The organism is Pectinatus haikarae (genome assembly GCF_050916305.1).
GTDB lineage: Bacteria > Bacillota > Negativicutes > Selenomonadales > Selenomonadaceae > Pectinatus > Pectinatus haikarae.
Window position 1 is genome coordinate 2,980,328 of the sequence record NZ_CP116940.1, and the last position, 23,398, is coordinate 3,003,725.

Genomic DNA, 23,398 nt, shown 5'->3' on the forward strand with positions numbered 1-23,398 from the left:
TTCACTCAATAGTACCGATTTTCAATTCAGTGAGATTCAACTTTGACTCATGAAGATATGAACGCAGTTCCGGCAGATAGTTTTCAAAAGATACAGCTGTATCCTCACTTGAGAAAGAAAGCCGAACATTCAGCTGCTGTTTATTGTATAAACGCAGCACTATTTCCACAGCTCCCGCATTTTCAGTGAGACAGCAGACACGAAACCATGTCTCATACTGTTCTTCACCCGTTTCCGAATTACGATGTCCTTCATTATAAACATTTATATACGCAGGATAACTTTTCCGCTCATCTAAGAATATGGGGAGAATAAAATCAAGAGATTTCTGAGCCGCCGACGAAGTAGAATCAGTAGGAAATGACTGCCCCATCACTTTTGCAAAATCACTGACATTTTCCCCTGCACGCTTTAAGGAACCGGCATCAGCATCATTAATCGTACTTATATCACTTAGCTGAACAAATGCCCACAGTTTAGGTAAATTAGGAACATTGTTTCTCGCCGCAGCCTGCGATACAACACCGGGAATGTTGCCTTCAACCACCTGCATTACCTTTTGCAGCTGCTCTACATCTTTTGGAGATAATATCTGTTGATTTCCGTTCACAAAATCTTTTAAAAGTGCAGTATCAGCGGAACTAAGCTGTTTATTTTGTAAAAGGAGCTGACCTAAATCACGCAGGGCACTCATTGACTGTGCCGTATTGTTCATAAAATCCGGCACAGAGATTTCCTGCTGTATAGGTATATTGCTTCCCTGCGTCATCTGAGTTGCGGCAGCTTTTGTTGCCACCGAAAACGGCTGCTGCAGCATGTTCTTCATGTCAGGCGGCTCCGAAGCAGCGGAAGACACTGCCGAGTCGACTGCATTGCTGATTTTCTGCCCTGCTGCGGCTGTTTCAGCAGTGTCTTCCGCAATTACCCTGCCATTTTGTATAACCGTAGGCCGTTCAGCTGCGGGCTGAGTACTTGCCCTGCCGCCACCAGAAGGATACTGCGGAACAGTATTTTTTTCTGTCCCGGCAAGACCGGCGTCATTGCCCATTTTTGCTCGGGCAGATTGCAGCTTTTCACCGCTGTCCTCTGCTGTACCGGTATTAATAACTTTCGCAGAAACAGCCTGTTGAACCGGACTATCCACAGAAGGTTTGCCCCCTGTACCTTTGCCGCCGGCTGCCGCATCACTTTTAAAAAATGTATCTAAAATGTTTTTCAGCAGCCGTACATTATCATTTACTCCCGCCCGTTTATCTCCGGTATTACTTGTATTTTCAGCACCGGCAGTATCTGCAGGCTGTGTCTTGACCAATGTTTGCAGTGTTTCAGGCAGCTCAGAATCATCCTTGTTGTTGAGTAAATTAAACGCTGTTTTTGACATATCTACCATACTGGGATACTGATTTTCCTGCGTCAAAAGTGAACGAAAATTATTCAGGAGAACTTTTATATTATCCGGCAAGCCCGTATAATCGCCATTTTCCATTAATTCTCCCAGCTGCGACAGCATCTTGCCCAGTGAGGCCAGCTGATCAAAAGCATATCGTCTAGCCTGAAGAGCATCTCCCAAGCCCTGGGCCAATGTTTTATCAATGGAAAAGGCATCCTGCAAAAGCTGCTGAACGAGCTTTTGTATTTCCGGTGACAGATCATCTGTATTGATATTTTGTGCGCCAATAATATCAGAAAGCACTTTTGAAAGATCTGTTACCGCATTTTTTATTGCAACATTCGTCTGGGGAGAAGAGCCTGACGCATCGCCCACAGCCTGTGCAGAAGCAGTTTTTTTATCAACTGGGCCGGTAGGTTGTTGATTCGCTGTATTAGTTGGATTGATTCCAGACTGTATGGGCATAAGAACATTCCTCCATCAGAATTGCTTCATCGATTTAACTGGTTCAAACGAGCATCGGTGCAAGGGACATGGTCCATATTTATGCAGTGCCTCAAGATGTCTTGGCGTACCATATCCTTTATGGCTGGAAAAACCATATTCGGGATATTGCCTGTCGTACTCATCCATAAGCTGATCTCTTTCCACTTTTGCCACTATGGAGGCCGCCGCTATTGAAGCACTTTTGGCATCACCTTTTATGATGGACAAATGCGGTATATCAAGTGCATTCAGCGGCATAGCATCTATCAGCACTTGCTGCGGTTTTACGCCTAAACTATAGATTGCATTATACATAGCATTCATTGAAGCCTGATATATATTTATACGATCAATCGTCTTTTCGTCTATCACCGACCTGCTCACAGCGATGGCTTTTTCCAAAATCTGCGCATAAATTTTTTCACGGGCCGCAGCCGACAATTTTTTTGAATCATTAAGACGCGGAATATAACAGCCAACAGGTAAAATAACTGCCGCGGCAACGACTGGTCCGGCTAAGGGTCCCCGCCCCGCTTCATCTGTACCTGCTATATATTCGTTGCCTCCCGCCTGCAGCTCATATTCGTATTTATATAATTCATGCAGACGCTTTCTTTCTTGCATTTCCCTGTTATGACGGACGATGAGTTGCTGAACAGCTTTACGTTTATCATTTCTGACAAGTTCAGCAAAACTTTCATCCGTATCAAAAACCGAAAACTTATCGGCTATTTCTCTGACCGACATCTTTATTTTTGCATCCATTAGTATCACCTATAAAAAATACATCTTATTACCAATTCGGTATAAGATGTATTTTTCCTTTGTCATGTACATATTTTTTACAGTGACTCAACAGCACTGCAATATATCTGAAAAGAACCGCTCTGTCAATATAAACATCCCTAAAGACAGGTCATTATCATACTGACGGTGACTCAAGAGAAATTTTTCCCAACCGCCCGCTTCGAAAATCTGTAAAGACAACAGTTGTTATTTTTTCCTCGTCCAATTTACCGCCCTTAAGCAGACAGCCGCGTTTTTTGCCTATTACTTCAAATAGTTCCTCCGTGCTGTCAGGCAGCACATCTATTTTATAACGTGTCATCAGGAAATGCGGATAATAATTCTGCATATATTCCAACAGAAGCAATGCTACTTTTTCCTTATCATAAATATCATCATTGACCGCCCCAGTGAAAGCGAGGTTGATTCCCACGGCAGGATCGTCAAATTTAGGCCATAACAAACCCGGCATATCCAGTAAATCTATATGTTTTCCTATGCGTATCCACTGTTTTGCCCGCGTCACGCCCGGACGATTTTCTGTCTTAGCCGCTACAGTACCTGCCAGCCGATTTATGAGCGAGGACTTGCCGACATTAGGGATGCCTACGATCATAGCCCTGGCATTACGCGGCCGTGCTCCCTTGGCAGCGAACTTAGCTGTCTGGCGCTGGGTCAGATCATTGATCATATTTGTCAGTTCTTTGATGTTTTTACCCTGAACTGAATCTACTGCCATAGCTGATTTGCCCATACGTTTATAAAACGTTATCCACTCACGTGTTATTGCCGGATCTGCAAGATCTGCCTTATTCAAAACAATAGCATGCGTTTTTCCGCTGATCATTCCAGCCAGCATGGGATTTGAACTTGAAAGAGGTATACGGGCATCCAAAAGTTCTACGACAATATCAACCAGTTTCAAATTTTCTTCGATCAGTCTCCGGGCTTTCGTCATGTGCCCTGGGAACCACTGAACCAAAGGTATATCCGGTTTTTGTTCTTCCATTTGTTCCTCCAAACAGATCATAAATTACTGAACAATTTCAAAATTTTTAACACATATCGATTTTGGAAAAAAAGCGCCGGTTTTTACCGGCGCCGGAACAATCCGCTGTTAATTATTTTCCTTCTGCAGCCATGGCCAGTGTATGCAGTTCACTCAGCGGCCAAAACACCAGGACAGCTTTTCCTTTTATCAGATTGAACGGTACAAAACCCACGTCGGTAAACCGACTGTCTTCAGAATTGTTGCGATTATCTCCCATTACAAAGATATGCCCTTCAGGAATAGTTGTAAGAGGGTAATCGCCTCTTGTCTGGCTAAGAATAAAGGGTTCATTCTGCAGTTCGTTGTTAACAAAAACATGCCCATCCTTTATTTCAATAGTATCTCCGGGAAGGGCTATCACTCTTTTAATAAAATCTCGGCTGGTATCTCTGGGATATTGAAAAATCAATATTTCTCCCCGTTTGGGTTCACGCAGCCGATAGATAAATTTATTCACTACCAAACGTTCATGGTTTACCAATGTCGGTTGCATAGAAGGTCCGTCAACAAGATAAAGTTCAACGATAAAATGTCGTATAAACAAGGCCAATACTACTGCAATAGCTATTGATATGATCCAGTCTTTTATTTCCGCGCCTAATGATTTATTCATATTCGGCCTCCAACATATAAACTTTTCGCAAAAATCACAACTGCATATAAAAAAGGACTGCCATAAAGCCACAGTCCCCAATAATAAACTATCAGCGTCTTTCCTTGATACGGGCAGCTTTACCTGTAAGATTGCGTAAATAGTAAAGTTTTGCTCTGCGTACAACGCCTCTGCGCACGACATCAATTTTTTCCAGACGCGGAGAGTGTACCGGAAAAGTACGTTCCACGCCAATACTGTAGGAAATTCTTCTTACAGTGAACATTTCGCGTACGCCACTGCCCTGACGGGCAATAACAACCCCTTCAAACATCTGAATACGTTCATGTGTACCTTCAACTACTTTTACATGTACACGAACTGTATCTCCCGGTTGAAATTGGGGAATGTCCTTTCTAAGCTGTTCCTGTTCCAATACTTGGATAATATTCATCATTTTTCCTCCTTAATATCAGCCGTTCGTGGCAATGCAAACCAGAGGACCGACTGCGATACCTTCTAAGTTTAGCATAATTTAATTTTCGGTGCAATCATTTTTTCATTTTTTCCAGCAATGCTATTTCGTCCTTTGTCAGAGGATAATCGGCCAGCAAGTCAGGGCGTTTTGAAAACGTTTCTTCCAATGCTTTACTTTTTCGCCAAAGAGCTATTTTAGAATGATCTCCCGAAAATAGAATATCAGGGACCGGCATTTTCTTATATTCACGAGGCCGCGTATACTGGGGATGTTCCAATAATCCATTATAAAAAGAATCTGTGGAAGCCGATTCCTTTGATCCAAGAACTCCGGGAAGCATACGCGAAACAGCATCAACAATAACCATGCAGGCGAGTTCGCCTCCTGTCAAAACATAATCACCTATGGAAATTATCTCATCGGCTAATTTTTCTGTTATGCGATTATCAAATCCCTCATAATGTCCGCAAATGAAGATCAACGAATCGTATTGCGAAAGCTGCCGGGCCTTCTCCTGTGAAAATGTCTGCCCGCCCGGACACATGAGCAGTACACGGGATGTAAATTTCGGCGGAATTGCATTTTTTATATTTGCCACAGAGCGAAAAAAAGGTTCTGGCTTTAAAACCATTCCAGCCCCGCCGCCAAAAGGCGCATCATCTACCTGATGATGCTTGTCATAAGTAAAATCACGTGGATTTGTAAAAAATATATCAATAATATTTTTATCAGCAGCCCGTTTAATAATACTGTGCCCAAAAGGTCCATGAAACATCTCGGGAAATAAAGTCACTATGTCTATTTTCATGTCAATCTTTTTCCGGCCATATAACATCCATACGTTTGTGTTCTATGTCTATCTTGGTGACCATTTTTTTTAATGCAGGCAGCAAAATAGGTTCGGCAGACTCAGTACTTTTTATAACATAGACATCATTGCTGCCCGTTTTCAGTACGTTTATTATTGTTCCCAATACAATACCTTCTTCATTCCAGACCTTGAGTCCGACTATATCAAAAGTATAATATTCACCTTCAGCAAGAGGAGCTGCTTCTCCGCGTTCTACCCGCAGAAGTTTTCCCGTGGCCGCAGCTGCTTTTTCCCTGTCATCAAAACCTTTTATATCCATTATGATAAAGTCATTATGATACTGGACAGTATTTATTTCTACTAAGGTATCGTCTATATAAGCACTGCGCATTTTTAAAAACCTCTCAGGGAAATCAGTGAGCGGATAAACACGTATAGCCCCTCTTATCCCGTGGGGTCTGCCTATTTTTCCAACAACAATAAAATTTTTATCAGTCACGCATTTCGATAATTTTTCCATCTTCGACCAAGAGCTCCGTATTCATTATTTCCGGCATCGTATCGCCTATTTTTATTTCTACCAGACGCTGCAGCGTGCCCTGAACGACTTCTGCGCCAATTTCAAGTTCTTCCGTGTCGGTGATTTTATTTAAAAGATTATCTTTATAGGACAATCTTTTTTGTTTTTCTTCCTCCATGCGCTGTAAGAGCATGGAAACGCGCTGAACATCACCTGTATTTTGTTCAGACAAGACTTTTTTCATATCTTTTTCTATATGAGAAACTTCAGCATCAACTTTTTCTATCTGCCGATTGAGATTATGCAGCATATCTGTCTTAAATTTTTCGGTTACTTTCGCTTTTACTGTTATAGGACATTGCAAGGTTATGGATTCCATTTTTAGAAGCCTCCTGATTTTTAGTATATAACAACAGCGGCAAGGCTTTTTGCAAAGTCCGTTGCCGCTGTGTATTAAATGATTTCAACTATGACTTTTTTATATTCACGAGCTGCCGCGGCTTTTACGACAGTACGCATTGCTTTAGCAATACGGCCTTGTTTACCAATTACTTTTCCCATATCATCATCTGCAACGGAAAGTTCATAAATGATAGTTTTGCCGTCATCTTTTTCATTGACGATCACCATATCGGGATTATCAACCAAAGATTTTGCTATAAGCTCAATAAGCTGTTTCATATCATAGCCTCTTTCTTACTTATTCGCTTTTTTTGTCTCAGCGAATCTAGCCATTATACCTTTTTTGGATAATAATGATTTTACGGTATCAGTAGGCTGTGCACCTTTACTCATCCAGTCGATGACTTTTTCTTCATCTATATTTACAACAGCCGGTTCTTTCGTTACATCATAGTTACCTACGATTTCGATAAAACGACCATCGCGCGGAGCGCGGGAATCAGCTACAACGATGCGATAAAAAGGATTCTTTTTAGCACCCATTCTGTTTAAACGAATTTTTACTGCCATTTTGATATTTCACCTCCTTAAAATGGAAATTTCATATTGCCCAAACCTTTTGGAAGACCTTTCATGCCCTTCTTCCCTTTAAGTCCGGTCATTTTTTTCATCATTTTTTTCATTTCGGCAAACTGCTTCAATAATTTATTGACATCCTGCACTTTAGTGCCGCTGCCCGCAGCTATACGCTTACGACGGCTGCCATTTATTATATTTGTATTATTCCTTTCAGCAGGAGTCATTGCCCTTATAATAGCTTCGATATGAGCGATATCCTTATTGTTCTTAAGATCCATGTCAACATCGCCGAGTTTTTTCTTAAGCCCGCCCATTCCCGGCAGCATGCCGAGAATTTTGTCGAGAGATCCCAATTTTTTTACTTGCTGCATCTGGTTCAAAAAATCATCCAGCGTAAATTGATTTTTGCGCAGCGCTTTTTCCATTTTTTTTGCTTCATCAGCGTCAAAAGTTTCCTGCGCTTTTTCTATGAGAGAAAGAACATCTCCCATATCAAGTATCCGTGAAGCCATGCGGTCAGGATAAAAAGACTCCAGAGCATCGAGTTTTTCACCTGTCCCGACGAATTTTATCGGGCAGCCGGTAACGGCCTTTACCGAGAGTGCAGCTCCGCCTCTGGCATCGCCATCCATTTTTGTTAAAACTACACCGTCAAGACCAAGATCATTATTGAAACTTTCGGCAACATTAACAGCATCCTGACCTGTCATAGCATCAACCACAAGAAGTATTTCATGCGGATGAACTATGCTCTTTATTGATTTCAATTCCTGCATAAGTTCTTCATTAATCTGAAGACGTCCTGCAGTATCAATGATAACTACATCATTAGCATGAGAATGCGCGTACTCAAGTGCTTTCTCAGCTATGACAACCGGATCGGTGCCTTCAGGCATGCTAAAAACTGGAAGCTCAAGCTGCTGCCCCAAAACCTGCAATTGCTTTACGGCAGCCGGACGATAAATATCTGCCGCAGCAAACAGCGGATGCTTGCCCTGTTTTTTAAGCATTATGCCAAGCTTGCCGACGGACGTAGTTTTACCCGCACCCTGCAGCCCGACCATCATTATGACTGTGGGCGGGTTCGGTGCAATATTTATGCGGCTGACAGAACCGCCCATGAGTTCAGTAAGTTCTTCATTGACTATCTTTATTACAGCCTGTGCCGGTGTGAGGCTTTCCAGTATATTTGCCCCGATAGCACGTTCCTTTATTTTTGCGATAAAATCCTTTACTACTTTAAAATTTACATCGGCTTCAAGCAATGCCATACGAATATCACGCATCGCTGTACTGACATCATCTTCTGACAAATGCCCGTGTCCGCGCAGCTTTTTAAAAGTATTCTGCAATTTTTCCGCCAGAGATTCAAAAATCAATTAAATTCCTCCTTCCAAAATCAATATTCCAATAGTTTCTTTATTTTTTCTTCTGTACCACTGATTTTTTTTATTTGGAAGTCAGCTTTCAGTGATTCCACATCATCCATAATATCCTGCAGCGAAACTTTTATCAACTTATCTCTTTCCATCGCCTTCAATTTTTGTTCGTAATTTTCAAGAATAGCCTCACAGCGATGAATTGTATCATAGGCAGCCTGTCTGGAAACATTCATTAAAGAAGCTATCTCAGAAAGAGATAAGTCTTGGTATAAATGCATTCTGAGGCACTCCTGCTGCTTTTTTGTAAGAAGCCCTCCGTAAAAATCAAAGAGCATGCTCAGCCGCAAAAAGTTATCTAACACGTTAAACACCTCGGCAACTGATTTTTAAACTTTAAGACATTATATCTAAACGCTGCAGTATTGTCAAGTAAATATACTTGTCAGCATTTTTGATATTATATTTTTATTTTTTAATATAATATTAATATAATTTAATTATTATTATAAATTATTATTAAAACATTACATATAAAAAACATTATACATTATTTTTTATCATTATATAAAAGAATGCACTATAATTTTCATTGTAATTTTGTTACAATATTATAAATGAAGTTATAACATAGCCAAATACAATATAAACAAAATATATTTTACAATAATATTTAATTATGTTATAAAATAATCATTGTCTTTCAAATGATATATAAAATGATTTTTTTCAAAATCTATTTATATAAATTAAGTTCTTCATAAATTTTAAAACGGAGGTGAGAATATGTCTGAATTTACTAAAATACTCATATTATTAATTGCTGCGTCATTATTTCCTGTCATGGCAATGATAGTCCCACTGTTAATTCAGCCCCGTCAGCCTAACGAGGAAAAAAATTCACAATATGAATGCGGTGTGGATACTGTAGGGCGTAACGTGACCCGATACCGGATCAGTTATTTCTTATATGCAATCATTTTTGTAGTATTTGATGTAGAGACTATTTTTCTATTTCCATGGGCTGTAAAATTCGCCAGTCTTGGTCTATTCGCTCTGGTGGAAATGTTTATATTTACAGGTATTTTAGCTGTTGGTCTGGCTTATGCATGGAAGAAAGGAGCTTTGACATGGAAATAGTCGATATAGTGCCGGATGTGTTAAAAAATAATGTTATGATCACAACAATCGACGGTCTTTTTAAATGGGCACGCAGCAATTCTCTCTGGCCGCTGACATCGGGTCTGTCCTGCTGTGCCATAGAAATGATGTGCGCAGCTGCGGCAAGATTTGATTTGGCAAGATTCGGCTATGAAGTATTTCGTCCGTCACCGCGCCAAGCCGATCTGTTTATCGTAGCGGGCACGCTGACCTGGAAGATGGCTCCTCCCTTAAAACGTCTTTATGAACAGATGCCGAATCCTAAATATGTAATCGCTATGGGAAGCTGCGCCAACGAAGGCGGACCTTTTGCCGATGCCTATTCTGTAGTACCAGGTGTAGATAAAATTATTCCTGTTGATGTTTTTATTCCGGGATGTCCGCCCCGGCCTGAAGCACTGATCTATGGAATGCTCCAATTAAAGGAAAAAATACGTCATCCGGAAATAATACAGAAGGTGAAAAAATGAAAAGGCGCTATATGGGCAGGGATAAGCTTTATACATTGAAAAAAGATTTTCCGACGGATATCGACTTTGACGATGCAGCAGAAAATCCCCCCCTTATTATAAGGTCGCTGCCGTATTTTCCAAAAATCATGCACAGCCTCAATACTCAGCATAAATTTGACATGCTCTCAAATATCACTGCTGTTGATTATGATGACTATTTTGAAGTTGTTTACGATCTTACCAGCAGAATAAATTCCGAGGAACTTATGGTAAAAGTGCCCCTGGCAAAAGCTTCGCCAGCCTTAGAAACTATGACCGCTCTTTGGCCGGAGGCCGATTTTCATGAACGGGAGCAATATGACCTCATGGGCATTATTTTTCTTCACCATCCCAATTTACAGCGGATATTGCTGCCTGATGATTTTATTGGCTACCCCCTGCAAAAATCTTACAGACAAGCTGAAAAAGAAGGAGAGAACGGGTAATGATAAAAACAGAAACATACCAGTTGTCTATGGGGCCTGTTCATCCCAGCACTCATGGAGTATTGCAGGTACTGCTTACATTGGACGGTGAAAAAGTTGTCGATTCTGTCCCCTGCATGGGTTACCTGCACCGCGGCATAGAAAAGCTAATGGAAGCCCGCACATATTTTCAATGTCTGCCCTATACTGACAGATTAGACTATGTATCGGCCATGAACAATAATTTTTCCTACTGCCATGCTGTAGAAAAACTGGCCGCTATAGATATTCCGGAAAAAGCACAGTATCTGCGAGTTATTATGGCTGAACTGAATCGTATAGCCAGCCACATGATTTTTATCGGTTCACTCGCTGTAGATATAGGTGCAACTACGGGTATGATCTATCCGTTCCGCGACAGGGAGCGTATTCTTGACATCTTCAACGAGCTTTGCGGCGCTCGTATGACTTACAGTTATATACGGATCGGCGGTGTGAGAAGTGATCTCTCATCCGCCATAGTTGATATGATCAATAAATTTTTAGCTGATCTGCCTTCAATGCTTGACGAATATAACAATCTGCTGACCGGAAATGAGATATTCCAGCATCGTTTAAAAGGAACTTCTCTGCTGTCAGGCGAACAGGCACGGCGTTTAGGAATAACCGGACCTATGCTCAGGGCAAGCGGCATCGATTATGACTTACGTAAAGATAATACTTACAGTTCCTATGACAATTTTGAATTTTCCGTGCCGCTGGGAAAGAACGGTGATAACTGGGACAGGTATATTGTAAGAGTAAAAGAAATAAGTGAAAGCGCCAAAATAATACGGCAGGCTCTTGACGGTATCCCGGATGGACAAATTACCGCAAAAGTTCCTAAGGTGCTCCGCCCGCCCAAGGGCGAAATATACGATACGACTGAAGGACCGCGCGGTGAAGTCGGTTATCATATAGTAAGTGACGGATCAGCAAAACCTTACCGTATTCATATACGCAGACCGTCTTTTATCAATCTGCAGGCATTGAATATATTATGCAAGGGTTATCTTGTTGGTGATGTTGTTGTGGCTATGTCCACCATTGATCCGATTTTGGGTGAAGTTGATTGCTGAAATTTCTTGAATAAGGGCAGGTGAAGAATGTGCATGAAGGATTGCTTGTAAATCTTACGGTTTTCTTAACCAGGATCGCAGAATTTATTTTTGGTAATATATTTATAGCGCAGCTTTTTATAGTGCTGCTGGAAATAGTAGTAATATTTGCTGTTATTTCTTTGGCTGTTATCATACAGGTCTATATGGAACGCCGCATATGCGGCCTCATACAGGATCGATTTGGCCCTAATCGTGTAGGCCCATTCGGACTTTTACAAACAGTTGCCGATATGATAAAGCTGATGTCAAAAGAAGATATAGTTCCCGCCAAAGCAGAAAAATTGCTGTGGGGTATAACACCGATGCTGCTGTTTATTCCCGCTGCATTAGTTTATGCTGTATTTCCCTTTGACAACGGTGTAATTTTTGCAGACATAGGCATCGGTATATTTTTTGTAATAGCTGTCATGTCGCAAGGTGTTCTTCTGTTTTTACTGGGTGGTTACGCATCGGAAAACAAATATTCATTTATGGGTGCTATGCGGGCTGTAGCACAGATGCTGAGCAGTGAAATCCCTATAGCCTTTTCCATTTTGGCCATCGTAATGATGACAGGTTCCCTGCGTATGAGCGATATAGTTTCTGCCCAATCGGGCATATGGTTTATTGCCGTCCAACCACTGGCTTTCATTATTTTTATAATTGCCATGCTCATGGAGACAAACCGCACCCCCTTTGATCTTGTCGAAGGAGAGGCAGAAATAATAGCCGGTCCTTTTACTGAATACAGTGGTATGCGCTGGGCTTTATTCTTTCTTGCAGAATATACCAATCTTCTTGCTGCTGCTATTTTAACTGTTACTTTATTTTTAGGTGGATGGCAGGGACCTTTTCTGCCAGGAATATCATGGTTTATATTGAAGGTTTTTGCCGTCATTTTCGTATTTATGTGGATAAGATGGACATTTCCCCGTACAAGAATCGATCAAATGATGGCATTGAGCTGGAAGGTCCTGCTCCCTTTGGCTCTGTTTAATATAATGGCCACAGGAATAGGCATATATATATATAAATGGATATATTGAGGTGAGTGATATGCAGGGCAAAGGTCTATTAATAGGACTGTCTGTTACCCTCAGACATTTTTTCAGTAGAAAGGAAACTGTTCAGTATCCTGAAGAAAAATTGGTGATGAACGATTTATTTCGCGGTGGCAGACTTATTTTGAATGAAAAAAAATGTATCAGCTGCAAATTATGTGCTATGGCATGTCCTAACGAAGCGTTGGCCTTGACGGTAGAAATTGATGAACAAAAAAAACGGCATATGAAAAAATATGTACATAAATCGGGGCGTTGTTTATATTGCAATTTTTGTGTAGAAGCCTGCCCTACAAAAGCGATAACTTGGGATAAAAATTATGAAATCGCCTGTTATCATATAGAAGAGCTGACATATGATGCTGTAAAACGAAACAAGGAGGACGAAAACAATGAATATTGATTTATCCTCAGGTTTATTTTACTTTTTAGCCGCAGTTATGCTTTTCTCCGCATTGGGTATAATATACTGCCGTAATTTAGTCCATTCCGCGCTGTTTATGGCTCTTTGTTTTATATCCGTTGCCGGTCTTTACGCGATGATCAATGCCGATTTTCTGGCAGCGGTTCAGATAATGATCTATGCCGGTACTGTCGTCATTTTAATAGTTCTTGGCATAATGATAACCAGAAGGACCACTATGGAACGAACAAGCATGCCGGAAAAGAAATACATTTTTCGCGCATCTGTGCTTGCAGGCATATTGTTTTTCTTGATGTCCTATATATTTATAACCGCAGGAACTTTGCCGACATTAAATACAGTGACTCTTCCCGATGATACCGTTTCAGCATTAGCAGAACTTTTGCTTGACCGCTATATGCTGGCTTTTGAAATAGCGGCAGTACTGCTTCTGGCTGCTATGATAGGTGCTGTCGTTTTAGCGAAAGGAGCTGATGAAAAATGATTATCGGCATAACACATTTTCTGATAATAAGTGCAGCGCTTTTCTGCATCGGTCTGTATGGAATATTGATAAAAAGAAATCTTTTTTCAATATTAATGTGCATTGAACTTATGCTCAATGCAGTAAACATCAATTTAGCAGCATTCAACTATTTTTTGCCTATGCCTGATCTTTCAGGGCAGGTAATGATTCTCTTCTCTGTTGCAGTGGCCGCTGCTGAAGTTGCAGTGGGGCTGGCACTTATTTTCCGTGTTTACCGTGACTTTAGAACAGTCAATATTGATAAATTGAACAGCATGAAAGGATAGGAGGCAGAAAAATGGAATATTTTGCACTCACCAACGCGTGGCTTATTCCCTTAATGCCGGCTATAGCGTTCGTTCTGATAGGTCTGTTCTTTAAGAGATGGTCTGCTCTGTCAGCCTGCATAGCTGTTTTTGCTTCTGCTGTCAGCTTTATCTTGGCAATATTTGCAGCAATAGCCGTTATCGGCAGCGGTATCAGTGTGGATGCTCCGTTTGTCGGGCATGTCATTTGGGCAGAAGCAGCCGATCTGCATTTTGAAATGGGTATGTTGATCGACCCGCTCTCCGTGATGATGCTGTTTGTCGTTTCACTCGTTTCCCTGCTTGTACAGATATATTCCATAGGCTACATGCGGGGCGATAAGAGTTTCGGACGTTTTTTTGCTTATATATCGCTGTTCAGTGCTTCTATGCTTGGCCTGAACATATCCGCAAATTTCCTGCAAATGTATATATTTTGGGAACTGGTAGGTTTATGTTCCTATCTGCTGATCGGTTTTTACTATCAGCGTATTGCCGCAAGAGAGGCAGCAAAAAAAGCATTTATCACCACACGTATAGGTGATTTTGGTCTGCTCATAGGTATTTTGCTGCTGCAGACTGTTTTTGGTACTGTCGATTTTCTTGAACTGAGACAGCTGCTTCCTTCTTATATTGCTTCGTACGGAACTGGTACTTTAACCATAATAGGCATCCTGCTTTTTATAGGACCTATCGGCAAGTCAGGACAATTTCCCCTGCATGTATGGCTTCCCGATGCTATGGAAGGACCCGCACCGGTATCTGCATTAATACATGCCGCAACAATGGTAGTAGCCGGTGTTTATTTGGTCGCAAGAGCATATTTTTTGTTTGCATCCGTACCCGCTCTGCTGGAATTTATTGCATGGCTCGGTGCCTTTACTGCTTTCTTCGGTGCCAGCATAGCTATATCCCAACGCGAGATAAAGCGTATCCTGGCATATTCCACGATAAGCCAGCTGGGTTACATGATGCTGGCATTGGGAGTTGGCTCCCTGACAGCCTCTTTATTTCATCTTTTCACACATGCTTTTTTCAAAGCACTTCTTTTTCTCTGTGCCGGTGCCGTCATGCATGCGATGAATGATGAAGCCGATATTTTCAAAATGGGCGGTCTGCGTAAAAAAATACCTATTGTCTTCATCACAATGACAATCGGTGTCCTGGCAATATCAGGTGTTCCTCCGTTTGCCGGTTTTTTTTCCAAGGATGAAATCTTATCGGCTGCTTTGTCAGTCAACACACCTATATATATAATAGCTGTGATAACAGCTTTTATGACGGCTTTTTATATGGCCAGACTATTATTTGTTGTCTTTTTCGGCGAAAAAACCAATATGCGGCTGCATCATATATCCTGCTTTATGCAGATCCCGTTGGTACTTCTGGCAGTTTTATCACTGGTAAGCGGTCTTGGCGGCTATATATATGATTTTGGTTATTGGATTCGCTTTGGTGCGCCGCAGCCTGAGCATATGGATATATCTATAGCTGTACTCTCCGCCGTTTTGCCGCTTCTTGCTTTCATCCTCGCCTGGAATATATATGTCAGAAAAAAATGGTCTGCCGATTGCATAGCTGCCAGGATGGGCGTATTGTATACAATAAGTTTTCATAAATATTATATTGATGAATTTTATGCTGTCTTATGCCGCTTTTTTATTGATGGAATAGGCAGAGTAATGTATTTTATCGATATTTATATCATAGGCGGCATAATAAATGTTATTTCGGGATTAGTCCTGTTTTCCAGTACACTTTTAGGAAAAATACAGACAGGCCAGACACAAAGATATGCGGCTGCATTTTTATGCGGTGTAATTATTCTCCTGCTTTGCGGTATCCTGTATTTTAATAAAATAAGCGGCATTACTGCCGGAGGAGGCGTTTTATAACAATGGAATTCCCTTTTATGTCAACAATTTTGCTGATGCCTGTTCTGGCTATATTTCTTTTGTTTTTTGTCCCCCCCTCCTCAGAAAAAACCATAAAAATCATATCTGCCACGGCAATGCTGATAAGTTTTCTGCTGACGGTCTATGTGTACATCTCTTATGACAATTCAGCAGGAGGTCTGCAATTCACAGAAAAAATTCCCTGGATAAGCGATCTTGGCGTTTCATATTCTGTCGGTATAGACGGCATATCCCTGCCCATGCTTTTTTTAACGAACATAATCGGTCTGGCCTCTGTATTCAGCTCCTGGAATATCAATAAACGGCCGAAAGAATTCTTTATTTTACTATTACTGCTGATAGCCGGTGTCACAGGCACTTTTATTGCCATGGACCTATTCATCTTTTTGCTTTTTTATGAACTGGTGGTTATTCCTATTTATATAATGGTGATAGTATGGGGTTCTACTAAAAAAGTAAGCAAAGAATACGCCGGCATGAAACTCACAATGTATCTTTTAATAGGTTCCGCCTTTATGCTGGTCGGCATAATTGCCTTATATCTTCAGGCATTTCCTCCCGGTATGCGCACATTTGATATTGTTGCTTTAGCCAATGCGCATTTTTACGGAACCTTAAGTCAGCAATTTCAAATAATTGTTTTTTTGCTTATGCTGCTCGGCTTTGGTACTCTTTTATCAATGTTCCCTTTTCACACTTGGTCTCCAGACGGTTACGCCGGTGCGCCCACAGCTGTCTCAATGATTCACGCCGGTGTTTTGAAAAAAATCGGCGGTTACGGACTTATACGCCTGGGTCTTTTAATTTTACCGGAGGGCGCAAAATTCTGGGCTCCGCTGATTATATTGCTGGGTCTCGCCAATGTTATCTATGCGGCATATATAGCGATTGTCCAAAAAGATCTTAAATATGTAGTCGGTTACTCTTCTGTATCTCATATGGGATATGTGCTTTTAGGTTTTGCGGCTCTCAACACCATCAGTTTAAGCGGAGCTGTAGCCAATATGGTAGCACATGGTATTATGAGCGCGTTATTCTTTGCTATGATCGGTTATGTATATGAAAAAACTCATATGCGCAGTACGGAGCAGCTGCACGGACTTGCCCACCAAATGCCAAAAATAGCTACCGGTTTCATGCTGGCAGGTATGTCTTCTGTCGGTCTGCCGGGACTTATCGGGTTCATTCCAGAGTATACTACCTTCGTCGGCTTATTTGCCAAATATCCTGTTCTGGCAATTGCTGCCGTATCGGGTATAATATTCACCTCTATTTATATTCTACGGGTTTTGCAGAAAATCTTATTCGGACCGCGGGACAGCAGATTCGATTGTTATAATGATGCGAAGGGTGCCGAATTAGTCCCTCTGTTTCTATTGAGTGCCGTTCTCATTTTATTCGGCCTGTTTCCGCAGCTTTTGCTGGCTCCGATAAACAGCGGTATATCACCCTTAGGACCATTCCTTGACAGATTAAACGCGGCCCCTTCCCTGCTCTTTACTTTAGGAGGGATATGGTAATGAATTTATATGTTATTTATCCGGAAATTACTGTTTCGATTTTGGCATTGCTCTTGACGGTATTTGATCTCTTGCTGCCATCTAGAGAAACTCGTCGGTCTCTTGGCTATACAGCCCTACTGGTTCTATCAGTCTTGGCTGCAAGCCTGTTCTGGCAGTATCATATTACAGCTTCTCCTTATTTTTACCAGAATATGTTCTATTATGATAATTATGCCATCTTTTTCAAACAGCTTTTTTTACTGGCTGTCATTCTGACTATTCTTTTTTCTTTACGCTACACAGAGTCTATAAAATACAAAAGTGAATTTTATTCCATGCTTTTATTTGCGCTTGCAGGCATGATGATACTTGCTTCAGCCAATGACTTTCTGACTATGTTTATCGGTCTGGAACTTATGACTATAAGCTTTTATGCTTTGACCGGTTTCAGTATGAATGATAAAAAATCTTCTGAAGCGGCTATTAAGTATCTTATTATAGGCTCATTATCCACTGCTGTTATGCTTTATGGCATAAGTCTTATTTACGGAACGGCTCACAGTTTTTCTTTCTCTGCAATAAACGGAAATCCTGACATTTTTTCGTTGCTCAGCATAGCAGGAATGATGATGATAATTTCTGCCATGTTTTTCAAAATGTCTGTCATCCCTTTTCATATGTGGTCTCCAGACACATATGAAGGTGCTCCCACACCGGTTACCGCTCTTTTAGCCATGGGTTCAAAGGCAGCTGCTATCTCCGTCTTCATGCGTATACTTTTTGCGGCTTTTTGGCCGGCAGCCGATTATTTTCTGCCGATTTTATCCGTTTTTGCAGCTGTTTGCATGATCGGCGGCAACATCGCTGCAATGCGGCAAAAAAATATTAAAAGAATGCTGGCTTATTCCTCCATTGCTCAAGCAGGATATATGCTTGTAGGGATTTGTGCCGCAAGCCTGCAGGGCATAAAGGGCGTTCTGTTTTATGCTTTTCTGTACATTTTGGCAAATGCAGGTGCCTTTGCTGTTCTTACTGTTGTTGAATTCTACAAAAAAGGTACTAACTATGATGATTTTGCGGGACTTTCGCAAAGTTCCCCCCTTCTGGCTATGGTCATGGCTGTATCGCTTCTTTCTATGGCTGGTATTCCCCCTACTGCAGGCTTCGCCGGTAAACTTTATTTATTCATGGCAGCTGTCGAGCATGGCTATCTATGGTTGGCATTTGTTGGTTTTATAATGTCTATGCTTTCCGTTTATTATTATCTCAAGGTAGTCAGAGTAATGTACAGTGACATACTTGATCCCGTCAATATCAATATATCCGGTTCCTTGCGCACTGCCATTTTAATCAGTATGACAGCCACCGTGCTCTTTGGTATATGGCCTCAATACTTATCCGTACTGACAAATCTTGCAGCCGTTACATTTCTAAAATAATCTAAAAACCACCCGGAAAAAACCTTAAAAAAAGTGCTAAAACCTGACTGATAAGTTATAATAATACTGTAGTCACATCACACTTGGTACTGAATCACTGATTGATCCCAGACATACCGTCGATCAAAAATTTGATTGATGCGCCTGAAAAGTATTCATAATTTTTCTATGGAGGAATACATGGTAAAAATATGTTTCTTATGCCACGGTAATATCTGCCGAAGTCCTATGGCCGAATTTGTTATGAAAGATCTGTTGCGGCACCGTAAACAGGAAGGGCAATTTCTGATAACTTCAGCGTCCACCAGCAGCGAAGAAATCGGCCGTGATATGCATCCTGAAACAAAATCCAAACTTCGGCAGAAAAAAATTCCCTATACTGTGCACCGGGCAATACAATTTACCCAGGCAGATTATCTGAAATACGACTATATTTTAGTCATGGATAGGCAGAACATACGTGAACTGCAATCGATCATCGAAAAAGATTCAGCACGAAAAATTCATTTGTTGCTTTCTTTTACAGACAATGTCAGTGAGATAGCGGACCCTTGGTACACGGGAGATTTTGATTGTACTTATGATGATATAGCGAAAGGCTGCATGGCTTTTTTGCAATATATTATTAAGGATACCAAATTAACAGCGAAATCCAGTCAATGAATAAGCAGGAGGTTTGCCAATATGATCATAGCAGTACCTTATGAAAAAGAACAAGTGTTTCAGCATTTTGGAAAAACGGAAACTTTTAAATTCTACAAAGTCAGCAAACATGCCATAATCAATACAGAAATGATCTCTGTCAGCGGCAGCGGGCATGGGAAGATAGTCGACATCCTTAAAGAAAAGGAAATTGACATTCTTATCTGCGGAGGAATCGGCAGCGGCGCTCAAGACCTGCTGAAGCAGAATGGGATCCAATTTTTTGGTGGAGTTACCGGAAAAACCGATAAAGCTGTCAATGATTATCTTATGGGCAGTCTCCAATACGATGCCGATATACGATGTGACCATCACGACAGCCACAACTGAAACCAGGAAAAATAAATCTAATGACAAAATTGCCTTAGAGAACACCCACTCTGTTCTCTAAGGCAATTTTGTTGCTGAAACGATTTATTTTCTGCCGAATATATAATAATAATTAAAATCACTTTTAATTATGTGTCCTACCGCAATTTCCTGAATAAGATATTTTGCAGCATCAATAAAAGTTATTTTTTCGTCTTTCAGATTTCTAAGGACAATATCTGCATTTTTTAGCAATAAGCTATGGTTTTCTTTATGCTTGAGATATAACGGATAACCCGCCTTGGCCAAGATTTCCGCCTCGCGCTTAAAATGATTCTTAAGCTCCTCGCCAAGTGTTATAAACAAATCAGCAGGATTTTTGGATTCAGCAGCGGAAAAACAGCTATGTATAATTTGATTGGAAATACTTATAAGCCGATGATGATCCCTGTCAATATGGATGTTGCCGCTTTTGAAAAAAGGACCCCATTGGATAGTCGTCGGTTTATCATTATATATTATTTTCAGTTCTTCATCGCTTATGACTTTATTCCTTCCTGTAAGCTTGGCAAGATAAAGTGAATTATCTGTCCTCTTAAAAATTGTTTCGTCATCATCATTCTCGCGGTACTGCGTCACGCCAAAGCTTGCCGTAATAGCACCTATTTCCTTAAAATAATGCCCTGCTATGATCGCACGTATTTTTTCGGCAACATTTGTTGCCGAAGTCACATCCGTATTTATGAGCAGGATAATAAATTCTTCACCGCCCCATCGGCATAAAATATCTGCGGCGCGTAAATTATCATTTAATACGCATGACAATTCCTTGAGCACAAAATCTCCCTTAAGATGACCATAACGATCATTTACTGTCTTGAAATGATCTATATCCAATAAGATAAATGATAAAGGCTGCTTTGTCCTGTTAATTTCTTTTAATTTATTCTGGCAAGTTTCGATAAAATATATTCTGTTATATAATCCCGTCAAAGCATCTTTAGTAGCCAAATTAAAAAGTTTTTCATTTTTTGAAAGCAATTCCTTTTTGAGATAATATTGACTGACACATGATTTTATCCTGGCCATAAACATTTTGAAATCAAGTGGTTTCAATACAAAGTCATTAGCGCCAACGCTCAGGCAATGAGGCAGAATATTTTCATTATTATAAGCAGTAACCAAAATAATAATAGCTTCCTCGTTTTTTTCACGAATATACGAAATAACATCATCACCATTATATTCAGGCATTACTAAATCTATCAGAAAAAAATTGTATTCCATGGCATGTTTTAAAAATTCTGATGGCTTCTGATAATAATCGACATTGCATATACCATGTGTATTGAAAAATGTTTTTATTATCTCAATTGAAAAACGGCTGTCATCAATAACTGCTATTTTGAACGTTTTTATCAGATTTATATTTTCTCGTTCTTTTTTTATAGTTTGCAAATAACGTACAAAGCTGGCAGAATTGAATTGGTCTTTTTTAAAATAGGCCATGATCCCCATATTAAAACATTGCTTTTTTATTCTGAGATTATCTTTTGCTGTGATTATAATAACAGGCGGATATACGAATCCGGTAGATGTCAGTTTTTTTATAAAATCATTTTTCAATATGCGATGAATATCCTGATCAATTACAAGCAAATCAAATTTTTTCTCACTTATCCTTCTTGATGCTTGTTCAAACTCATCTGTACGTTCATATGAAAAGTCTTCTTGCATAGCAATATCAGAAATTCTTTTTGAAAATGACTTATCATTTTCAAAATGCAGCAACAACATATTATCCCCCCAGTTATCATAAATAAAATAATACTACTGCATCCACACTCAAAATATTCAGCAAAATCTTTTTCATGCCAACTATATTTAAATTCGCAGCAATTATTATGCCGTAAATTTTTATAACCGGCAACGCATAAAAATGAGAAGCAATAAGTCTAATTATAGCATATTTTAGAGAAAATATATCTACTTATACAAATGAAACAACGCTGAACACAAATCATTATTCAATAATGAACGACAAATCATTTCCCCAAAAGTCCGCCTAATATGCGCATGCCTGTTTCTATCTGCTGGAGGGAAAGTGACGCAAAACTGATCCGTATATGCTGCCTGTCAATATGACGCGGATAGAATCCTGTACCATCTGTCAACAATAATTTGTTATCTTCCGCTGTCCTGCATAATTCATCAGCAGTCACTCCCTCTGGCAGTTTTAGCCAAAAAGAAAGTCCTCCGTGTGGATTTCTCCAAGATACAGTGGCCGGCAGATACTGTTTTGCCGTATTATAGGCAAAATCAAATTGCGCACTATATATTCGTCTAATATCACCTACATGTTTTTGCCATAGGCCCTCACGCAGATAAAGATCGAATATTCTCTGAGTAAAACCGGATGTAGAAATATCGGCAATATATTTTACTTGCAACAACTTCTTTGATAAACATTCCGGCATATTTAAAAAAGCGATCCGCAGTCCCGGCATAAAAATTTTAGAAAAACTTTTTATATAGATAATCCTGTCATCCCTATCAAGTGATTTAAGTGGAAATAAAGGTGACGGACAATATGATAATTCACTTATATAATCATCTTCCAAAATAAAAGTATTATAATACCGCGCCAATGATAAAAGCTGATTTCGTTTTTTCAAACTATACGAACAACCTGATGGATTTTGCAGCACCGGCATTAAATAAATAAGTTTGGGATGAAACCGGCGCAGCTGAGATTCCAATACATTTAGATCAATACCATCCTCTTCAAGAGGTATATCTATTATTTTTGCTCCTCTTGCCAAAAAAGCAGCCATAGCCCCCGGATAAGTTGGCGTTTCAGTGAACACATAGTCACCATGATTTAACAGAGTACGCGAAACTATATCAATTCCCTGTTGTGCTCCCGAAATTATTTGCAGATTATGAGCATCTGTAAAAATTTTACTTTTCCGCAAATATTGGGCAATAGACTGGCGCAAGGGAAAAAAACCTTGACTTTCCTGATAGGTAAAGGCACGCCCCTGATCCCGATCCAATATTTTTATAAGAACTTTTTTTAATTCGTCCACAGATACAATATCAGGATTCAGCGATATGCTGCGCATATTTATAAAAGATATATTTTCTCTGGGATCCAATAATTCCGGGGTATATATTTTAGCTGTATCAAACTCATAGTCAACAGCTGAATGAACAACCATAGGCTGCTCAGAAACATAACTACCGCTACCTGCTGCGGAAAAAATAAAACCATTTTTTTCCAATTCTTTATATGCATTTACTACTGTTCCTGTATTTATAGATAAATAATCAGCCAATTTTCTCACAGGTGGAAGTTTATATCCCGGAGCAAATATTCCTGAACGAATTAATTTCAAAAGTTCACTATATAATTGAACATATAATGCTTCTTTTGTATTTCTTATTAATTGTATCGATACAAAATCATTAAATTCCTTTTTCATATTGCATTTACTCCATATATTTGTTAAAATAAGAAAATTTATTAAAATCATCTTACAATT

27 protein-coding genes are annotated in these 23,398 nt (G+C 40.0%); 13 read left to right on the forward strand and 14 right to left on the reverse strand.

The features are described from left to right. Nucleotide 1: 1 nt before the first annotated feature. The 12 genes from NXG61_RS14315 to ylxM form a co-directional block, all read right to left on the reverse strand. Complete coding sequence (locus NXG61_RS14315; RefSeq protein WP_307224427.1) at nt 2-1,855, reverse strand: hypothetical protein; 1,854 nt, start codon at nt 1,853-1,855, stop codon at nt 2-4. 15 nt (nt 1,856-1,870) lie between these two features. After that, complete coding sequence (locus tag NXG61_RS14320; RefSeq protein ID WP_307224429.1) at nt 1,871-2,641, reverse strand: ribonuclease HII; 771 nt, start codon at nt 2,639-2,641, stop codon at nt 1,871-1,873. Between the two features lie 157 nt (nt 2,642-2,798). Continuing rightward, the gene (gene ylqF, locus NXG61_RS14325; protein WP_196605617.1) at nt 2,799-3,671 is read right to left on the reverse strand and encodes a ribosome biogenesis GTPase YlqF; all 873 of its coding nucleotides are present in this window, start codon (nt 3,669-3,671) and stop codon (nt 2,799-2,801) included. A 112-nt stretch (nt 3,672-3,783) separates the two neighbouring features. Next, complete coding sequence (gene lepB / locus NXG61_RS14330) at nt 3,784-4,326, reverse strand: signal peptidase I (protein WP_307224431.1); 543 nt, start codon at nt 4,324-4,326, stop codon at nt 3,784-3,786. Nucleotides 4,327-4,417: 91 nt separating this feature from the next. After that, nucleotides 4,418-4,759: a 50S ribosomal protein L19 gene (gene rplS / locus NXG61_RS14335; protein WP_307224456.1), complete on the reverse strand. Its 342-nt coding sequence runs from the start codon at nt 4,757-4,759 to the stop codon at nt 4,418-4,420. A gap of 97 nt (nt 4,760-4,856) precedes the next feature. Continuing rightward, nucleotides 4,857-5,591: a tRNA (guanosine(37)-N1)-methyltransferase TrmD gene (gene trmD, locus NXG61_RS14340; RefSeq protein WP_196605620.1), complete on the reverse strand. Its 735-nt coding sequence runs from the start codon at nt 5,589-5,591 to the stop codon at nt 4,857-4,859. A gap of 1 nt (nt 5,592) precedes the next feature. After that, complete coding sequence (gene rimM / locus NXG61_RS14345) at nt 5,593-6,114, reverse strand: ribosome maturation factor RimM (protein ID WP_307224435.1); 522 nt, start codon at nt 6,112-6,114, stop codon at nt 5,593-5,595. Continuing rightward, nucleotides 6,086-6,493 carry a YlqD family protein gene (locus tag NXG61_RS14350; protein ID WP_196605622.1) on the reverse strand — a complete coding sequence of 136 codons (408 nt, stop codon included), beginning with the start codon at nt 6,491-6,493 and terminating at the stop codon, nt 6,086-6,088. Before NXG61_RS14350 ends, rimM begins: the two co-directional genes overlap by 29 nt. Nucleotides 6,494-6,567: 74 nt before the next feature. Then, nucleotides 6,568-6,795 (reverse strand): KH domain-containing protein, encoded by a 228-nt coding sequence (locus NXG61_RS14355; RefSeq protein ID WP_196605623.1) that lies wholly within the window; start codon nt 6,793-6,795, stop codon nt 6,568-6,570. A gap of 15 nt (nt 6,796-6,810) precedes the next feature. Next, a complete protein-coding gene (rpsP, locus tag NXG61_RS14360) occupies nt 6,811-7,086 on the reverse strand; it encodes a 30S ribosomal protein S16 (RefSeq protein WP_196605624.1) in 276 nt (91 codons plus the stop codon). A 17-nt stretch (nt 7,087-7,103) separates the two neighbouring features. Continuing rightward, nucleotides 7,104-8,474: a signal recognition particle protein gene (ffh, locus tag NXG61_RS14365; protein ID WP_196605625.1), complete on the reverse strand. Its 1,371-nt coding sequence runs from the start codon at nt 8,472-8,474 to the stop codon at nt 7,104-7,106. A 20-nt stretch (nt 8,475-8,494) separates the two neighbouring features. Next, nucleotides 8,495-8,812: a YlxM family DNA-binding protein gene (gene ylxM / locus NXG61_RS14370; RefSeq protein WP_231038714.1), complete on the reverse strand. Its 318-nt coding sequence runs from the start codon at nt 8,810-8,812 to the stop codon at nt 8,495-8,497. A 448-nt stretch (nt 8,813-9,260) separates the two neighbouring features. Here ylxM and NXG61_RS14375 point away from each other — a divergent pair, with 448 nt between their 5' ends. From NXG61_RS14375 to NXG61_RS14435, 13 genes are all read left to right on the forward strand, one after another. Continuing rightward, the gene (locus NXG61_RS14375; protein WP_196605627.1) at nt 9,261-9,614 is read left to right on the forward strand and encodes an NADH-quinone oxidoreductase subunit A; all 354 of its coding nucleotides are present in this window, start codon (nt 9,261-9,263) and stop codon (nt 9,612-9,614) included. Beyond that, nucleotides 9,605-10,105: an NADH-quinone oxidoreductase subunit B gene (locus tag NXG61_RS14380; RefSeq protein ID WP_196605628.1), complete on the forward strand. Its 501-nt coding sequence runs from the start codon at nt 9,605-9,607 to the stop codon at nt 10,103-10,105. The genes NXG61_RS14375 and NXG61_RS14380 overlap by 10 nt, the downstream gene beginning before the upstream one ends. Continuing rightward, nucleotides 10,102-10,572 (forward strand): NADH-quinone oxidoreductase subunit C, encoded by a 471-nt coding sequence (locus tag NXG61_RS14385; RefSeq protein WP_307224442.1) that lies wholly within the window; start codon nt 10,102-10,104, stop codon nt 10,570-10,572. The genes NXG61_RS14380 and NXG61_RS14385 overlap by 4 nt, the downstream gene beginning before the upstream one ends. Further along, nucleotides 10,572-11,669, forward strand: coding sequence for an NADH-quinone oxidoreductase subunit D (locus NXG61_RS14390; protein WP_196605630.1), 1,098 nt, complete (start codon nt 10,572-10,574; stop codon nt 11,667-11,669). Before NXG61_RS14385 ends, NXG61_RS14390 begins: the two co-directional genes overlap by 1 nt. A gap of 74 nt (nt 11,670-11,743) precedes the next feature. Continuing rightward, a complete protein-coding gene (gene nuoH / locus NXG61_RS14395) occupies nt 11,744-12,736 on the forward strand; it encodes an NADH-quinone oxidoreductase subunit NuoH (RefSeq protein WP_196605957.1) in 993 nt (330 codons plus the stop codon). A gap of 10 nt (nt 12,737-12,746) precedes the next feature. After that, nucleotides 12,747-13,154: a NuoI/complex I 23 kDa subunit family protein gene (locus NXG61_RS14400; protein WP_196605631.1), complete on the forward strand. Its 408-nt coding sequence runs from the start codon at nt 12,747-12,749 to the stop codon at nt 13,152-13,154. Continuing rightward, a complete protein-coding gene (locus NXG61_RS14405) occupies nt 13,144-13,659 on the forward strand; it encodes an NADH-quinone oxidoreductase subunit J family protein (RefSeq protein WP_196605632.1) in 516 nt (171 codons plus the stop codon). The genes NXG61_RS14400 and NXG61_RS14405 overlap by 11 nt, the downstream gene beginning before the upstream one ends. Continuing rightward, nucleotides 13,659-13,967, forward strand: a complete 309-nt coding sequence (gene nuoK / locus NXG61_RS14410) for an NADH-quinone oxidoreductase subunit NuoK (RefSeq protein ID WP_307224460.1) — start codon at nt 13,659-13,661, stop codon at nt 13,965-13,967. The genes NXG61_RS14405 and nuoK overlap by 1 nt, the downstream gene beginning before the upstream one ends. Nucleotides 13,968-13,978: 11 nt before the next feature. After that, complete coding sequence (gene nuoL, locus NXG61_RS14415) at nt 13,979-15,880, forward strand: NADH-quinone oxidoreductase subunit L (protein WP_307224445.1); 1,902 nt, start codon at nt 13,979-13,981, stop codon at nt 15,878-15,880. Nucleotides 15,881-15,882: 2 nt separating this feature from the next. Beyond that, a complete protein-coding gene (locus NXG61_RS14420; RefSeq protein WP_196605634.1) occupies nt 15,883-17,421 on the forward strand; it encodes a complex I subunit 4 family protein in 1,539 nt (512 codons plus the stop codon). Next, complete coding sequence (locus NXG61_RS14425; protein ID WP_307224447.1) at nt 17,421-18,842, forward strand: NADH-quinone oxidoreductase subunit N; 1,422 nt, start codon at nt 17,421-17,423, stop codon at nt 18,840-18,842. Before NXG61_RS14420 ends, NXG61_RS14425 begins: the two co-directional genes overlap by 1 nt. A gap of 180 nt (nt 18,843-19,022) precedes the next feature. Continuing rightward, the gene (locus tag NXG61_RS14430; RefSeq protein WP_196605636.1) at nt 19,023-19,505 is read left to right on the forward strand and encodes a low molecular weight protein-tyrosine-phosphatase; all 483 of its coding nucleotides are present in this window, start codon (nt 19,023-19,025) and stop codon (nt 19,503-19,505) included. A gap of 21 nt (nt 19,506-19,526) precedes the next feature. After that, complete coding sequence (locus NXG61_RS14435; RefSeq protein WP_196605637.1) at nt 19,527-19,874, forward strand: NifB/NifX family molybdenum-iron cluster-binding protein; 348 nt, start codon at nt 19,527-19,529, stop codon at nt 19,872-19,874. Nucleotides 19,875-19,958: 84 nt separating this feature from the next. Here the strand turns inward: NXG61_RS14435 and NXG61_RS14440 are convergent, their stop codons facing one another. Beyond that, the gene (locus NXG61_RS14440; RefSeq protein ID WP_307224449.1) at nt 19,959-21,650 is read right to left on the reverse strand and encodes a diguanylate cyclase; all 1,692 of its coding nucleotides are present in this window, start codon (nt 21,648-21,650) and stop codon (nt 19,959-19,961) included. 248 nt (nt 21,651-21,898) lie between these two features. Beyond that, nucleotides 21,899-23,338 carry a PLP-dependent aminotransferase family protein gene (locus NXG61_RS14445; RefSeq protein ID WP_307224451.1) on the reverse strand — a complete coding sequence of 480 codons (1,440 nt, stop codon included), beginning with the start codon at nt 23,336-23,338 and terminating at the stop codon, nt 21,899-21,901. Nucleotides 23,339-23,398: the final 60 nt, after the last annotated feature.